The sequence below is a fragment of the Nocardia exalbida NBRC 100660 genome, assembly GCF_000308575.1.
Taxonomy (GTDB): domain Bacteria; phylum Actinomycetota; class Actinomycetes; order Mycobacteriales; family Mycobacteriaceae; genus Nocardia; species Nocardia exalbida.
Genome location: NZ_BAFZ01000160.1, coordinates 40,433 through 55,666, shown reverse-complemented (window position 1 = coordinate 55,666; position 15,234 = coordinate 40,433). Strand labels below are relative to the sequence as shown.

Below are 15,234 nucleotides of genomic sequence, written 5' to 3'. Positions count from 1 at the left end.
ACGTCGGCCCCGGGCCGCGGCAGCACATAGGAAACCAGCGCGGTCGCGCCGGAGGGCAGCGTCTTGCCGAGAGTGGCCGCGAAGTCGATGTCCGGGTGGCCGGTGAGCGCGTTGTCGATCTCGCCGAGTTCGATGCGGAAACCGCGGATCTTCACCTGGAAGTCCGAGCGGCCCAGGTATTCGATGACGCCGTCCTGGCCCGCGGATTCGGTGCGGCGCACCAGGTCGCCGGTGCGGTAGAGCCGCGCTCCGGGGTTGCCGGTGTCGGCGCCGAACGGACTGGCGACGAATCGCTCCGCGGTCAGGCCCGGCCGGTTGAGATAGCCCTGCGCCAGCGCGGGACCGGTCAGATACAGCTCGCCGACCACCCCGGCCGGCACCGGCCGCAGCCGCGAGTCCAGCACGAACGCCCCGACTCCAGGGATGGCCGTGCCGATCGTGATGGGCTCGCCCGGCGTCATCGGTGGGGTACTGGTAGCCAGGATCGTCGCCTCGGTGGGCCCGTAGCCGTTGTAGAACTCGCGCTCGGTCGCCCAGCGAGCGACCAGTTCGGGTCCGAACTTGTCGCCGGCCACCACGACGGCCTGCAAGTCGTCCAGCCCCGCCGGATCCACCGATTCCAGGGCCCCCGGCGTGATGAGCATGTGCGTGACGTGCTCGCGCCGCAGCAGGTCCGCCAACTCGAAACCGCCGAACACCGACGGCGGCGCGATCACCAGCGTCGCGCCGGTGGAGAAGGCCAGCAGCAGTTCCAGCACCGAGACGTCGAAGTTCGGCGAGCAGACGTGCAGAACGCGCGAATCCTCCGTCACCCCGTAGTGCTCGCGCTCCGCGGTCACGAGTCCCGCGAGACCGCTGTGCGAGACCACGACGCCCTTGGGCTTGCCGGTGGACCCGGAGGTGTAGATGACATAGGCCGGGTGCCGCTCGTCCAGCGGACGCACCCGGTCGGTGTAGGAGATGGGGTGCTCAGGGCGCGCGGCGATGCGCGCTGCCTGTACCGGGTCGTCCAGCTCGATCCAGTACACGCCGGTGCCGAGCACCGGGCGGTGCGCCGAGGTGGTCAAGCCGACCGTGGCGCCGGAGTCGGCGACGATGTGGTTGATGCGATCGGTGGGGTAGGTCGGATCCACCGGCACGTACGCCGCGCCGGTCTTGGCGATGGCCCAGACGGCGAGCACCGACTCCACGCTGCGCGAGATTCCGATGGCGACCACGTCGCCCGGCCCGACACCGCGCTCGATCAGCTCCCTGGCCAGCCGCGAGGACGCGGCGTCCAGCTCGGCGTAGGTGAGTTCCCGATCGTCGGCCGGATCTCCCGTGGGGTTGAACCGGATCGCGACCTCGGTGGCGGCGGACTCGACGGCGGCGGTGAGCAGCTGCGCGAACAGCGGACTGCCCGACCTGCGGCGACGGCTACCGCGAGCAGAGCGACGGGCGGTTTCCATTCGAGTGCATTCACCTCTCGCATCGAGCCAGGACCCGGGCCGTACCCTGCGCAGGGTTCGTTATCCGGGGCCAGCGCGGACCGAGCAATCATATAGGGGCTTGACTGCCCAACCCGCGCGCTGTATCGGATTGCCGCGGCTGCCGTCGGTGCGGTCCGCGTCCCCCCTTTCGGTGCTGTCCTCTCGTCGAGCGCCGCCCACTCCCCCATGGAATCGGTGTCTTGCCTGATGCCTGCCGTTATATCGGCGCCGAGTCCCTCATGTTGCAAGACTCGTTCGATCGGTGAGCTTGCTCACAGCCACCCGCGCCGGGTCGCCTGCACCCCCGCCTGGAATCTCGTACTCGCGCCGAGACGCTCCAGCAGCCGTGCGGTCCGGCGGACCACCGTGCGCCGGGACATCCCGAGCCTGCGCGCGATGGTGTCGTCGGTGGCGCCCAGTCCCATCAAGGTCAGGATCGCGCGGTCGCGTTCGTCCAGCGCCTCGGCGGCCGGATTCACCGATATGGGCGCGGCCATCGTCCACAGTACGTCGAAGGTCTTGACCAACAGCTCGAGCGTGGGGGACCCCGTGATGCGCAGACCCATCGGGTCGGGCCTGCGTTCGTCGGCGTGCAGCACCAGGCTGGCGCGCTCGTCGTCGCTGATGATCAGCTTGAACGGCGGCTCAGGCAGCGTTCTGGCCTGTGCGCCGCCGGCGTTGGTGGACAGCGCGTGCCGCAAGCGCTCCGGATCCTGGTAGACGGTGTCCTGATACAAGGTCTGATAGCGGATTCCTTCGGCGAGCCTGGTCCGCTTGAGTTCGAACAGCCGGCGCTCGCGTTCCGGATCGCTGAGATAGGGGCCGCGCTCGACCAGCTTGACGCAGCTGCGCGCGCCGGTCTGCATTTCCTCGAAATCCGCCAGCATCTCCAGCCGCTCGTACACCGGCACCACCGCGCCGTTCCCGCGGGGCGAGCGGCGCACCGAACGGAACGTCTCGCTCAAGCGCGCCGCGGCCGCGTGCATCTGGTTGATCTCCTGCTGTCTGCGCCGCGCCTCGGCTTCGGACAACGATTCCGGTGCGTGCGCGTCCCACAGCGGTTCGCCCTCGGGCGACTCGACGCGGACCGCGGCGCGCAATTCACACAACACATCCAACGAGTCCGCGGCGAGGTCTTCCGAAACGCCCAGGTACTGCGCGATATCGGTGAGACTCGACCGCGGATGGTGCACCAGCACGGCGTAGACGCGGCCGTGCGGTGACCCAGGCTCGAAGATGTCGCCCAGCTCGATCACGGCCCGAGCCTAGCGACCGACCGGTGCCCATGGGGCGGCTCTGAAAGACCCGTGCGCCAACCGCTTCCCGCATTACCTCGTCGCGGGAAGCTCCGCTGCGCGCAACCGTGCGCTGACCGGAATATCAAGCTGGACAGGAGAAATCAGTGCGCGGACGGGCCCCACTGCAACGGCACGCCCTTGGCTGACAGGTACGGCATCGGGTCGATCTTGGTGCCCCCCTGATCCCAGATCTCCAGGTGCAGGTGCGGACCGGTGGACTGCCCCCGGTTACCGACGGTGGCGATCACGTCGCCCGCGTTGACGTGCTGCCCGGCGTGCACGAACATCTCGTTCACGTGCCCGTAGACCGCGGTGGTGCCGTCGTCCTGCAGCACGCGCACCCACAGGCCGAAACCGGAAGCCGGTCCCGCCTCGATCACGGTGCCGTTGCTGACCGAGTGGATCGGCGCGCCCAGCGCGTCGGCGAAGTCGAGGCCGTAGTGCATGGCGCCCCAGCGGCTGCCGAAGCCGGAGCTGATCTCACCGGCCACCGGGCGCACCGCGGGCGCCGGAGCGACCTGCTGCTGCACGCCCTTGAGGACCTCTTCGGCCTGAGCCAAGGGGGCCGCGATCTCCGGGGGAAGATTGGGAATGCCGAACGGAGCGGCGACCTGGGCCGCGATCTGCCCGGCGACCGCGGCGGGCTCCGGCGCGGCCTGCGCGACCGGCTCGGCGACCTTCGCCTCGGCGATCGGCAGGATGCTCGTACCCTTCACGGTGGAAGGCGCGGCCTGCGTCTCCTCGTCGGCATCGTGCGAGCCGGGCAGCAACGGCGACGCGTAGGCGATCGCGGGAGCGACTTGGCTGGCGGCGCCGATCAGAGCGCCCGCGGCGACCGCAGCGGTCGCGGCGGCCTTCACGCGCTCGGTGGCGGACGGCTCGGCGCGGTGCCGCGTCGGCCGGCCCGTTTCGCCGCCGTCGCCGAGGAGGCTCTGGACGGTAATGGAACTGGGGCCTACACGGTGCTGCGACAAAGCTGAGTCCTCGGTCGTAGAACAGGGTCCGGGATGCCGGAGCCCGAGCCGAACCGGGTTCGATAACGATCCGGTGAAGCCGAGCGGATAACGGTTTGGCATCCGTCGTGACGGGAACTCTACCGCGTCGTGACCATTCCGCAACCTTCCAGCGGAAAATCGCTGGTGAGGCCCGAGTCACATGTCCAGATGCGCGACAATCGGAGCGTGATCCTCGACCAGGTGGACGTTCCGATCGTGCTGGCCCCGATGGCGGGCGGCCCCTCTACTCCCGAGCTGACCGCCGCGGTCGCCGAGGCGGGCGGGTTCGCCCAGCTGGCCGCCGGCTATCTGAGCGCGGCCGATACCGCGGCGCGGATCGCGGCGACGCGCGCGGCCACCGCCAAGCCGTTCGGCGTGAACCTCTTCGTACCCGGCCCACCGACCCCCGCCGCCGACCTCGCGGACTATCTCGCCGAACTCGGCGCCGACCACACGCTCGGGGATCCGCGCTACGACACCGACGACTGGGACGCCAAGCTCGACCTGCTGGTCGCCGACCCGGTCGCCGCCGTGTCGTTCACCTTCGGCTGCCCGAGCGCCGCGGAGATAGGGCGGCTGCACGCCGCCGGTTCCGAAATCTGGGTGACCGTCACCTCGGTCGACGAGGCACGCGTCGCGGTCGAGGCGGGCGCCGACGTGCTCATCGCCCAAGGCGCGGAGGCGGGCGGGCACCGCGCGACCTTCGTGGACCGCCCTGCGGACGACACCGCCGACCCGCTCGGCCTGCTGGCGCTACTGCAACTGCTCACCGCCGCCACGGACCGGCCCTTGGTGGCCACCGGTGGCCTCGCGACCGGCGCGGGCATCGCCGCCGCCCTCGCGGCGGGCGCCGTGGCCGCGCAACTGGGCACAGTATTCCTGCGCTGCCCCGAAGCAGGCACCAGCCAGGTGCACCGCACCGCCTTGACCGCCGACACCCCGACGATGCTCACGCGAGCGTTCACCGGACGCAGGGCACGCGGGTTGCGCAACCGATTCCTGCTGCGGCACAGCGCAACCGCGCCGGTGGGATACCCGGAGATCCATTACGCCACCGCCCCGCTGCGGGCCGCAGCGCGCGCGGCGGGCAACCCGGACGAGGTCAATCTCTGGGCCGGTCAAGCCCATACGCTGACCCCCGAGTCACCCGCGGGAGAATTGGTCGCCCAGCTGGCAGCCGACACGAAAGCCGCACTGGAAAAAGCTCTTTCACGCCGAATCCAGCATTATTGACAACGACTTTCGATTAGACTCGGGCATCGCATCGACGTCCAGCACTGGAGGAGAGCGCCATGTCCCTTGATGTCCCCACCGCAATACTGGAACGCGCCGAGCGCGGCGAGGTCGACGACGCCGACTTCGTCGAGGTCGTCCGCAACTCGCTGCCGTACGCCTGGGAAGTGGTCAGCCGCGTGGCCGCCGACCTGCGTTCCGGCACGGAGGAATACGCCGACAACACGATCGCCCCGCCCGACGACGTGGCACGCGGACAACTGCTGCGCGCCATGGCTTCCGACGCGATTCGCGGTGGACTGGAGCGGCACTTCGGCGTGAAGCTCGCCTTCCAGAACTGCCACCGGGTCGCCGCGTTCCCGCTCGCCGCGGTCGGCGGCGACACCTACAGCACGTTCATCAGCACTCGGGCCCAGCTGCTCAACCAGAGCCCGGAACTGCGCAACTGCTGATCCACGAGCTGAACACCCGGCGCGGCAAACTGATTCGCCCGCGCCGGGTGTTCGCGTCCATCCGGTGGTGCGCCCGCGCGTCGCCGCCGTCGACGGCGGACGGTTGCGCGTATGGTCAACCGCCATGAGCAGCAACGATCTTCGCGATGAGGTCGAAGCCCGGCTCGCGCCGTGGCAGCAACAGCTCGGGTCGGACCGCGCCGCCTACACCAATCACGTGCTGCGCGTCCTGACGCTGTGCGACCTCTTGGCCGCCGACCAGCAACCTCGACCGAGCACACGCGAGGAGTTCTTGACCGCCGCCACCATGCACGACATCGGCATCTGGTCGGCGGGCAGCTTCGACTACCTCGCCCCCTCGTGCGACCAGGCACGCGCGTGGCTGGCCAGCATCGACCGCGACGACTCGACCGGGCTGGTGGTGTCGATGATCGATCAGCATCACAAGCTCCGCCCGGCGGGGCCGCCGCACGACCCGGTCGAGATCTTCCGGCGCGCCGACGCCATCGACATCGAACGGGGATTGCTCGGCCGGTTCGGCATTTCCCGCGGAACCTACCGCGACCTGGCGAAGCGCTACCCGAACCACGGCTTCCACCGCAGGCTCGTGTCGCTGGCCGCGCGGCGGCTGCGGACCCACCCCACGTCACCACTGCCGATGCTGAAGTGGTGACGCGGGGCGGCGCCGTCAGCCGAGCGTGGTGACTTCCAGGTCGCCGTCGGCGTACTGGCTGCGCAACCGCTTCTTGTCGAACTTGCCCACACTGGTCTTGGGAACCTCGGCGATGAACGCCCAGCGTTCCGGCAACTGCCACTTGGCGAACTTGTCGGCCAGGAAGTCGCGCAGATCCTCGGGTTTCACCTCGGCGCCCTCGGCGAGGACGACCGCCACCAGCGGGCGCTCGTCCCACTTCTCGTCCGGCACACCGATCACCGCGGCCTCGGCCACCGCGGGATGGCCGATCACGGCGTTCTCCAGATCCACCGACGAGATCCACTCGCCACCGGACTTGATCACGTCCTTGGATCGGTCCACCAGCGTGAGGTAGCCGTCGGGGCTGATCTTGCCGACATCGCCGGTGCGCAGCCAGCCATCGTCGAACTTCTCCGGATCGATCACCGCGCCGTCCGGCGAATAGTACGAGCCGGTGATCCACGGCCCGCGCACTTCCAACTCGCCCAGCGACACACCGTCGTTGGGCACCACGCCGTCGTCACCGACCAGACGCGCGCGCACCCCGGCCGGGAAGCGGCCCTGGGTCACCCGGTAGGCCCACTTCTCCTCGTCGGTGACCGCGGTGGCGGGCGGATGCGCGACGCTGCCCAGTGGCGAGGTCTCGGTCATGCCCCACGCGTGCAGCACGCGCACGCCGTGGGAGTCCTCGAAGGTGCGCATCATCGACGGCGGCACCGCCGAGCCGCCCACCACCACCGAGCGCAGGTGCATGATGTCCTGCGGATTCGCCGCCAGCGCCGCCAGCACCCCACCCCAGATCGTCGGCACCGCGGCGGCGAACGACGGCTTTTGCGCGGCCATCATCTCCAGCAGCGGGCCCGGCTGCAGGAACCGGTCCGGCATCAGCAGATTCGACCCCGACATCAGCGCCGCGTACGGCAGACCCCAGGCGTTCGCGTGGAACAGCGGGACGATCGCCAGGATGGTGTCGGTTTCGAACAGGCCCATCCCGTTGTTCGCGCCGACCTGCATGGCGTGCAGCCAGTTCGAGCGGTGCGAGTACACCACGCCCTTCGGGTCGCCCGTGGTGCCGGAGGTGTAGCACATCGCCGCGGCGGAACGCTCGTCGATCACCGGGAAGTCGTAGGTGTCCGGCTGCGCGCCGAGCAACTCGGGGTAGGAGTGCACCTGCACGCCCTCGGGCGCGGTGAGCGTCGCCGCGTCACCGTTGACCACGATGACGTGGCGGACCGTCGTCAGGTGCGGCAGGATCTGGCTGAACAGCGGCACCAGCGTGCCGTCCACCAGCACCACCTGGTCCTCGGCGTGATTGGCCACGTAGACGACCTGGTCGGGGAACAACCGGATGTTCAGCGCGTGCAGCACCGCGCCCATCGCGGGCACCGCGATGTAGGCGACCAGGTGCTCGTTGTTGTTCCACATGAATGTGCCGACCCGATCGCCGACCCCGATGCCCAACGAGCGCAGCGCGTTCGCCAACCGCGCCGATTCGGCGCCGACCTCACGGTAGGTCATGGTGCGCACGCCGGTACCGGTCCAGGTGGACACAGTGGAATCGCCGGCGAACGTCGATGCGTAGCGCAGCAACGTTGCCAGCGACAACGGCTCGTCCTGCATGGTGCTCAACATCGGAACTCCTCTTTTCTTCGGTGACTTCCCGTCAGAAAGCCAAGTCGATTTCCGCCACCTGCGACGTGCTCCCGTCGAGCACCCCACCCAGCGGATCTGTCCGGGATACGGAATCGGTTCGCCGCGGGTGAGCACCGCGTACGACAGCGCCGCATCACCGGTCCTGCCGAGGCGAGCGGAAATCGGGGCAGAACAGGCTGAACACCCGGCCGACGAGCATCGGGCCGTTCACCACCGACGCCGGGTCCGGTTCGATCCGGGATCGCGGGGCCGGCGCTGTAGCGAGGATTTCCGGCCACGTCACCACGCCGGACCGACGCGCGAGCACCTATCCGCTCATGAATCCCGCTTCGTAACAAACGGATCCGGGAATGCGGCGGGCCGATCGGTACGTGTGCTTCCATGTTCGATGAGCAGGTGCACGACGAATGCGGTGACGCCTTCGGACTCGGAGTCGATGCCGAACGGCGTGGTGCGCCGACCGGCACATCGGAGCGCGCCCGGCTCAGCGCCCGGTCTGGAACGAGGTCGGCGAAACCCGCCGCCACGCCGATCCCGGCGGCCTCGGGATCTTCCGGGATGCGGCTGCGTAAGACCGGGTCGGGAAGCTCGGCAGAAGTCGGTACACGCGGCGGCATGGTTCAGCACGCACCGACCATGAGCCACATCACACCGGCGATGCTACCCAACGGTAGGCGGCCTAGGGCAAGGCCGACGGGGCAATCCCACGGGCCCCTATCGGATGGCGCACGCCCTCAGTTTCCGCTGGTCAGCTCGGCGCTTCGACCTCAGCGGACACATGCTCGGCTCCCAACCCTGCGGGGACCGCGACTTCGGCAGCGGATGTCCGGCCTCCTGCCGCACCCGGCACCGCGACCCAGAGAGCAGCCGCCCGGCTTCAGGCCGTGCCCGGCAGCGCGACCTCGGTATGCGCCGGATAGGCGTGCACCACAGCCGTGTCCAGCTTGGGCACCACGTGGGTGAGGGTGTGCTGGGCCTCGTGCGCGACGTGATGGGCGTCCGCGAGCGTGATCGTCGGGGCGACGTCCAGTTCGACGTCGGCGTGCAGCCGATGGCCGATCCATCGCATCCGCAGGCTGCGCACGCCCTGCACGCCCGGCTCCGCGGACAACGCCCGCTCGGCCGCGGTGACCAACTCGGGCTCGACGGCGTCCATCAACCGGCGCAGGACGTCGCGCGCCGCGGTCCGCAGCACCGCGAGAATCGCGACGGTGATGAGCAGCCCGACGATCGGGTCGGCGAGCGGGAACCCCAGCGCCACTCCCCCCGCCCCGAGCAGGACCGCCAGCGAGGTGAACCCGTCGGTGCGCGCGTGCAGACCGTCGGCGACCAATGCCGCCGAGCCGATTCGCCGCCCCACCCGGATCCGGTACAGCGCTACCGTCTCGTTGCCGAGGAATCCGATCAACCCGGCCGCGGCGACCCAGCCCAAGTGGTCGAGCGGTACCGGATCGAGCAGCCTGCGCACCGCCTCGTAGCCGGCGATCAGCGCGGACAGGGCGATCATCGCGACGACGAAGAGCCCGGCCAGGTCCTCGGCCCGGCCGAAGCCGTAGGTGTAGCGCCTGGTCGCGGCCTTGCGTCCGAGGGCGAACGCGATCCACAGCGGAACCGCGGTCAGCGCGTCGGAGAAGTTGTGCACGGTGTCCGCGGCCAGCGCCACCGAGCCGGACGCGACGACGATCACCAGTTGCAGCACCGCGGTGCACCCGAGCACGACCAGGCTGATCCCGACCGCCCGGATGCCGACCGCGCTCGCCTCCAGCGCGTCATCGATGCTGTCGGCCGCGTCATGGCTGTGCGGGACGAAGACTTCCCGCACCGCGCCGATCGCGCTCGACCGATGGCGGTGATGATGCCCGGCATGTTGGTGAGGATGCTGATGCCGATGGGTCATGACGCACTCGCCTCGTCGCGGCCGGGGAGGTCGCGCACCGCGCCCACGCCGCGATGGTGCGCGGGGACACCGGGCCCCGCATGCTCGGCGTTGTACACCGCGTCCACCACCAACTGCCGGACGTGCTCGTTCTCCAGCCGGTAGAAGATCGTCGTCCCCGATCGGCGGGTGCTCACCAACCGCGCCATCCGCAGCTTGGCCAGATGCTGCGACACCGAAGGCGCCGGCTTGCCGACTCGCGCGGCCAGATCGTTCACCGACAGTTCGCGATCCACCAGTGCCCAGAGCACCTGCACCCGCGTCGGATCGGCGAGCATGCGGAACACCTCGACAACCAGTCCGACCTGATCCTCGGCGAGACGCGGCCGCCATTCCTGGCTATCTGCATTCATACGCAGATATTAGAACGGATTGCGATGTGGAACCAGGTCTCCGGGCCGATGCGGCGGCGGCACCCCCTGCGTTGCCGCCGACGCACCGGTCGACCCCGAATCCCAACAGCTTTCTGTCTTAGTCGAGTGTGGCGTCACTGCGCCAGACGATCGAAGGGATATCACCCGAATGAGACGAACCAATCGCGCAGCTGCGCACTCCATTTCGGACCACGCCCGATGGAACGGCGATGACCAGCACGAATGATCCGGCGGCGGCCGGAAAGTTCACGCGCACCTGCGCGCACAGCTGCACGTGCAGCACGGGCCGCGTGAGCGTCCCTGCACCTCGGCCGCACCGGCTGCGCCACTGGCGATCCGGACATTCTGCACCGAACCGGGCGTGCTCGCGGGAATTCTGTCCGTACCGTGATCTCCGCCCACCGGTTCATCCACCCGCGACGACGGTTGCCGATCACCACTCCCGGACGAGCGGACCGATCCCCGCCGACGCCCGGTTACTGTGAATCACGAGAATCGAGCGACCGCGGAGTAGACGACATGCCAGTGGACCGAATGCTGCCCACCCCCGAAGCCAGGGACCTGCTGGAACTGACCCGCGACATCGCCGACAAGGTGCTCGAGCCGCGCGTGGCCGAGTGCGAGAAGACCGGGATCTTCCCCGATGGCGTCTTCCCCGCGCTGGGCGCCGCCGGACTGCTCAGCCTGCCGTATCCGGAGGAATACGGCGGCGGCGCGCAACCCTACGAGGTGTACCTCCAGGTGCTCGAGGAGCTCGCCGCCCGCTGGGCCGCGGTCGCCGTCGCCGTCAGCGTGCACAGTCTCAGCTGCCATCCACTGTTCGCGTTCGGCACCGAGGAGCAGAAGCAGCGCTGGCTTGCCGGCATGCTTTCCGGCGAGACCATCGGCGCCTACAGCCTGTCCGAGCCGCACGCCGGTTCCGACGCGGCCGCGCTGCGCTGCCGCGCCACCCCGGTCGAGGGCGGCTACCGGATCACCGGCGCCAAAGCCTGGATCACCAACGGTGGCCGCGCCGACTTCTACACGCTGTTCGCCCGCACCGGCGAAGGCTCCCGCGGCATCTCCTGCTTCCTGGTCCCCGGCGACACCGAGGGACTGAGTTTCGGCAAACCCGAGGAGAAGATGGGTTTGCGCGCCGTGCCCACCACCACCGCCGCCTACGACGACGCGTTCCTGCCCGCCGAACGCCGCGTCGGCGCGGAGGGACAGGGCCTGTCCATCGCCTTCAGCGCCTTGGACTCCGGCCGCCTCGGCATCGCCGCGGTCGCCACCGGCCTGGCGCAGCGCGCCCTCGACGAGGCCGTCGCGTACGCCAAGGAGCGCGAGGCGTTCGGCCGCCACATCATCGACCACCAGGGGCTCGGCTTCGTACTCGCCGACATGGCCGCCGCGGTGGACTCCGCCCGCGCCACCTACCTCGACGCCGCCCGCCGCCGGGACGCGGGGCTGCCGTACTCGCGCCAGGCCAGCGTGGCCAAACTCGTCGCCACCGACGCCGCCATGAAGGTCACCACCGACGCGGTCCAGGTCTTCGGCGGTTACGGCTACACCCAGGACTTCCCCGTCGAGCGCTACATGCGCGAGGCCAAGGTGATGCAGATCTTCGAGGGCACCAACCAGATTCAGCGTCTGGTCATCGCACGCCAGCTCGCGGGCAACTGATGCCGGGGCGCCTACGCGAATAAAACGCGCACGATCGAGCGGCCCCACGTTTCGCGCGGGCTGAGCGACCGCCGCACCGCGACCGTGGCCGAAAATACCGATTGATTGACCGCGGATGTCTTCGGACCTGCGAGTACTGTTGCGTACCCTCGAGACATGACGACGCCGTCCATCATCATCATCGGAGCCGGATTCGGCGGGCTCGGCATGGCACTGGAGCTGCGGCGGGCCGGGCTGGACACTTTCACCATCCTGGAGCGCGCCACCGACCTCGGCGGCGTCTGGCGGGAGAACACCTACCCCGGCGCCGCCTGCGACGTGCCCTCCCCGCTGTACTCCTGGTCCTACGAGCCGAAATCCGATTGGCCACGGCGTTTCTCCGAACAGCGCGACATCCACGCGTACATGCGCGGCGTCGCCGACAAGCACGGCCTGCGGCGCTTCATCCGCTTCGGCACCGAGGTGACCGACGCGGAATTCGACGAGCGCACCGGCCGGTGGACCGTCCGCACGGCCGACGGAGCGCAACTGACCGCCGACATCCTCATCCCGGCGGTCGGCCAGCTCTCACGTCCCGCGCTACCCAACATTCCCGGCATCGACACCTTCACCGGTCCCGCCTTCCACTCCGCCGAGTGGGACCACGACGTCGACCTGACCGGCAAGCGCATCGCCTGCATCGGCACCGGAGCCAGCGCGATCCAGTACATCCCGCGCATCCAGCCGGACGCCGCCCACCTCACGCTGTTCCAGCGCTCGGCGGCCTGGGTCCTGCCGAAAGCCGACGTCGAGTACAGCGCCCTGCACCACGCGCTGTTCAAGTACTTCCCACCCAGCCGCCTCGCCGAGCGCTTCACCATCTGGTCCGTCTTCGAACTGCTCGCCCTCGGACTCACCGACATCCCGGCGATCAAGACCCCCGTGATCGCCCTGGCCGACCGCCACCGCGAAAAGCAGGTTCCCGACGCCGGACTGCGCGCGAAACTGACGCCCGACTACGCGGCGGGATGCAAGCGCGGACTGTTCTCCAACGAGTACTTCCCGGCGCTCGCGCAGCCGAACGTCACCGTCGAGACCACCGCCATCGAGTCGATCACGCCGACCGGAATCCGCACCGCCGACGGCGTCGAGCACGAAGTGGACGTCATCATCTTCGGCACCGGCTTCAAGGGCACCGAATTCCTGGCGCCGATGAACATCTACGGCCTCGGCGGCCGCAAGCTGGCCGACGTCTGGGGCGACGAAGGCGCCCGCGCCTACCTCGGCCTGTCTGTCCCGCAGTTCCCCAACCTGTTCCTGATGTACGGCCCGAACACCAACGTCGGCGCGGGCTCCATCATCTACATGCTCGAATCCCAAGCCCGCTACATCCGCCAGGTCGTGCGCTACCTCACCGACCGCCCCGGCCGCTACCTCGCCGCCCGCCCCACCGCCGAGCAGCGCTGGGACGACTGGCTACAGCGCCGCCTGAAAGACACCCCCTGGAACTTCTGCTCCAGCTGGTACCGCAACGCCTCCGGCCGGATCACCAACAACTGGCCCGGCGCCACCGTCCTCTACCGCTGGAAGACCCGCACTTTCCACCCCGCCGACTACGACGAGGCGCAAGCGGCAACGCGCTGACCCGGCACACCGAGCCCGACCTCAGCTATCGGTCAGTAAACTGAACTGGTCCGAGGTCCAGCGGAAGAGGTGCCATGTGGTGGCTACTGATCGTTCTGATACTGATAGCGCTGATCGCCTTACTGGCCTGGCAGTCGCAGCAGGGCAAACAGCGCGAAGCCACTGAACTCGCCGACGCTCTCGCCGACGCCCGGCAGGTGAACGAACGACTAGGCGGCCAGGTCTACAGCCTCTCCGGCGGCAACGACGCCGCCGTTCAGGCACTCGCCGACGCCTCCGAACGGCATCTCGCGGCAGGCGCCCAACTCGACCAGGCCCGCACCCCCACGCAGGCACGACTGGCGAAGCAGACCGCCCTCGAAGGGCTCTACTACATCAGGGCCGCGCGGACCGCGATGAGGATGGACCCCGGCCCCGCGATCCCCGCCCTCGACGGCCAGAACACCGCCGGACAGGTCACGGAGAAGCGCGTAGTCGAATACGAAGGCAGGCAGATCGCCGCCGCCCCCGCTCCCTCGCCATCGACCCCCAACTACTACCCCGGTGGCCGAGTGGCCGGACGTCCGGTACCCGCGGGGTGGTACTCCGAGCCCTGGTGGAAACCCGCGTTGATCGCCGGCGCGTGGGGCCTCGGCTCCACCCTCCTATTCACATCCCTATTCGCCGGAATGTCCGGAGTGGGCTACGGAGCGTCCGGCTTCGAGAGCGGCTACGGCGAAGGCTTCCAAGACGGGATGGCCGCGGATGGGGGCTTTGACGCCGGTGGCGACAACGACGGTGGGTACGACTCGGGTGGCGACTACGACGGAGGGTACGACTCGGGTGGCGACTACGGCGGAGGCTTCGATGGAGGCGGAGGCTTCGACGGCGGAGGCTTCTGATCACTCGCGATATCCCCCCGACAGCGATGCGGCTTCCGAGCCCCTCACCCGGTAGACTGCGAACGTCCCGGGCGGGCCCAGCCCACCCACGCCTTCGTAGCTCAGGGGATAGAGCACCGCTCTCCTAAAGCGGGTGTCGCAGGTTCGAATCCTGCCGAGGGCACATACACGACAGCGTTTCCGCAGGTCAATTCAGTTTCGCGATCCACGCGCGGTTTGCGGATCGTCAACGGAACCGTATAAATGCAGGTCAACGGTTGCCCCGGTTCGAGTCCTGTAGGAATCATGAAACAAGGGCAACTGGACCGGCAAAATCGGCGGACTTCAAGATCAGCCGACTTCGATGCGATGAGGCCCGCGGGTGTCACTCGGAGGTGTTGTCCTTGCCCTTGTCCGCAGTCAACGTGGTGAATCGTCGGTGTTTGCCGAGTTCGGACGTTCCACCACCCGCGACCGGGATCAGCGGTTTGATCACTCCTACAACTCACAATCCGCGCCCGCGATGCTTCAATTATGAAATACACTGCAAGACAGCGTCATTAACCGCACCCGAACACGATGAGATCCCCTACTCTACGCAGAAGATCGGAGCCGGGTGGTGGTTCGATCCCTCGATGTCTTCTGCGGTGCCGATATCGCGACATTGCTTGCCGAGGCCGATCTTGTCTGGGTCGCCCGGCACTATTTAGATCTGCCCTCCGCGATGGAGCCGCCGCCCGATACTGATCGGGCGTCGCAGTCGTACGCCGACCTCCTAGGAGAACCTGCGCCGCAACCGGGGCCCGTGGCACTGCTGCGCATGGCGCGGCGCAACCGGCCGTTGCCTTCAGATCTACTGCGACTCAACACATCAGGGGATCAGCTTGTGGTATGGATGGGCCATCGGAGTCAGGTCGTACGGCTCTACCGGGCCGACCGCGACACGCCCGAGTTGCAGGGATATCGGCCTTAATGCGAGTGAAGG

Annotated in this window: 12 protein-coding genes and 1 tRNA gene; 7 read left to right on the top strand and 6 right to left on the bottom strand. The window is 68.7% G+C overall.

The window, feature by feature from the left end; genetic code table 11:
* The 3 genes from ON29_RS31385 to ON29_RS31375 all read right to left on the bottom strand — a co-directional run.
* A partial coding sequence (locus tag ON29_RS31385) for a non-ribosomal peptide synthetase (protein WP_040871828.1) occupies positions 1–1,448 on the bottom strand: 1,448 nt, incomplete at its 3' end.
* A gap of 293 nt (positions 1,449–1,741) precedes the next feature.
* Entirely contained in the window at positions 1,742–2,725 is a 984-nt protein-coding gene (locus ON29_RS31380) for a helix-turn-helix domain-containing protein (RefSeq protein WP_040871827.1), read from the bottom strand.
* Between the two features lie 143 nt (positions 2,726–2,868).
* Positions 2,869–3,741, bottom strand: a complete 873-nt coding sequence (locus ON29_RS31375; protein WP_040871826.1) for a M23 family metallopeptidase — start codon at positions 3,739–3,741, stop codon at positions 2,869–2,871.
* 189 nt (positions 3,742–3,930) lie between these two features.
* Here ON29_RS31375 and ON29_RS31370 point away from each other — a divergent pair, with 189 nt between their 5' ends.
* From ON29_RS31370 to ON29_RS31360, 3 genes are all read left to right on the top strand, one after another.
* Positions 3,931–4,995 carry a nitronate monooxygenase gene (locus tag ON29_RS31370; protein WP_083864193.1) on the top strand — a complete coding sequence of 355 codons (1,065 nt, stop codon included), beginning with the start codon at positions 3,931–3,933 and terminating at the stop codon, positions 4,993–4,995.
* A gap of 59 nt (positions 4,996–5,054) precedes the next feature.
* Entirely contained in the window at positions 5,055–5,447 is a 393-nt protein-coding gene (locus ON29_RS31365; RefSeq protein WP_040871825.1) for an SCO5389 family protein, read from the top strand.
* A 124-nt stretch (positions 5,448–5,571) separates the two neighbouring features.
* Positions 5,572–6,120, top strand: a complete 549-nt coding sequence (locus ON29_RS31360; RefSeq protein ID WP_040871824.1) for a hypothetical protein — start codon at positions 5,572–5,574, stop codon at positions 6,118–6,120.
* A gap of 15 nt (positions 6,121–6,135) precedes the next feature.
* Here ON29_RS31360 and ON29_RS31355 read toward each other — a convergent pair whose 3' ends face one another.
* From ON29_RS31355 to ON29_RS31345, 3 genes are all read right to left on the bottom strand, one after another.
* Entirely contained in the window at positions 6,136–7,773 is a 1,638-nt protein-coding gene (locus tag ON29_RS31355; protein WP_040871823.1) for a long-chain fatty acid--CoA ligase, read from the bottom strand.
* 898 nt (positions 7,774–8,671) lie between these two features.
* Entirely contained in the window at positions 8,672–9,691 is a 1,020-nt protein-coding gene (locus ON29_RS31350) for a cation diffusion facilitator family transporter (protein WP_040871822.1), read from the bottom strand.
* Positions 9,688–10,083, bottom strand: coding sequence for an ArsR/SmtB family transcription factor (locus ON29_RS31345; protein WP_040871821.1), 396 nt, complete (start codon positions 10,081–10,083; stop codon positions 9,688–9,690). Before ON29_RS31345 ends, ON29_RS31350 begins: the two co-directional genes overlap by 4 nt.
* Before the next feature lie 540 nt (positions 10,084–10,623).
* Here ON29_RS31345 and ON29_RS31335 point away from each other — a divergent pair.
* The 4 genes from ON29_RS31335 (at position 10,624) to ON29_RS31320 (ending at position 14,433) form a co-directional block, all read left to right on the top strand.
* Complete coding sequence (locus ON29_RS31335) at positions 10,624–11,766, top strand: acyl-CoA dehydrogenase family protein (protein ID WP_040871819.1); 1,143 nt, start codon at positions 10,624–10,626, stop codon at positions 11,764–11,766.
* A gap of 156 nt (positions 11,767–11,922) precedes the next feature.
* A complete protein-coding gene (locus ON29_RS31330) occupies positions 11,923–13,389 on the top strand; it encodes a flavin-containing monooxygenase (protein WP_040871818.1) in 1,467 nt (488 codons plus the stop codon).
* Positions 13,390–13,463: 74 nt separating this feature from the next.
* Positions 13,464–14,270 (top strand): hypothetical protein, encoded by an 807-nt coding sequence (locus ON29_RS31325; RefSeq protein WP_040871817.1) that lies wholly within the window; start codon positions 13,464–13,466, stop codon positions 14,268–14,270.
* Positions 14,271–14,360: 90 nt separating this feature from the next.
* Positions 14,361–14,433 (top strand) — tRNA-Arg (locus ON29_RS31320).
* The last annotated feature ends 801 nt before the right edge of the window (positions 14,434–15,234 follow it).